Raw genomic sequence first — 699 nt, 5'->3', positions numbered from 1 at the left:
CCTCCCCGTGCCCAGGGATCCACGCTCGCGCGGCCGGACGTCGGGGCACAGGGGCCGAACGACCCCCCGCCCAGGGCCGGTTCGCCTCTGCCGAGGGAGCGGCGCGGATGAGAGCGTCCGGTGTACGGCCACCCTCCTCGGCGACGGCACACCGGCGCACGGCCCGCACCGCACAACCTTTCGTCGGTCCGGGCACGCGTGAGCGTGCCCGTCCGTGGAACTCGCGCCGCAGCACCCGGCCCCCGTCGTCGCCACCGAGAGGTTCCGTCATGACCAGCATGCGCGTCCTGACCGTCGGGACGGACGGTTCGCGGGAAAGCAGCGACGCCGCCCACTGGGCGGCCCGCGAGGCACTGCGGCGCGGCCTGCCCCTGCGCCTGCTGCACGCCGACCACGGGGGACGGAGCACACCGCCGCCGCCCGACGTCGATCTGCCCCGGCGTGGCGTCCTCGATCACGCGGCGCTCCAACTGGTCTGTTCCTACCCGGCGTTGGAGGTCGTGGCGCTACGCCGCCCCGCCCCCGCCGTCGCGGCCCTCGTGGCGGCGGCCGCCGAGTCCGAGACGCTGGTCCTCGGCTCGCGCGGGGTCAGCGGGTACTCCGGATTCCTCGTCGGCTCGGTGGCACTCGCCGTGACGGCGCAGGCCGACCGGCCGGTCGTCCTGGTGCGCGCCGGCGGGATCGCGCAGGACGAGCGGG

At 76.4% G+C, this 699-nt stretch carries 1 protein-coding gene; it reads left to right on the top strand.

The features are described from left to right. Positions 1–269: 269 nt before the first annotated feature. The coding region (locus G3I40_RS45360; protein WP_164560612.1) for a universal stress protein at positions 270–699 on the top strand (430 nt) is incomplete at its 3' end.

The organism is Streptomyces sp. SID14478, assembly GCF_010548525.1.
Classification (GTDB): domain Bacteria; phylum Actinomycetota; class Actinomycetes; order Streptomycetales; family Streptomycetaceae; genus Streptomyces.
Note: the sequence above shows the minus strand (reverse complement) of the source record. Positions and strands in the feature narration are given on the sequence as shown.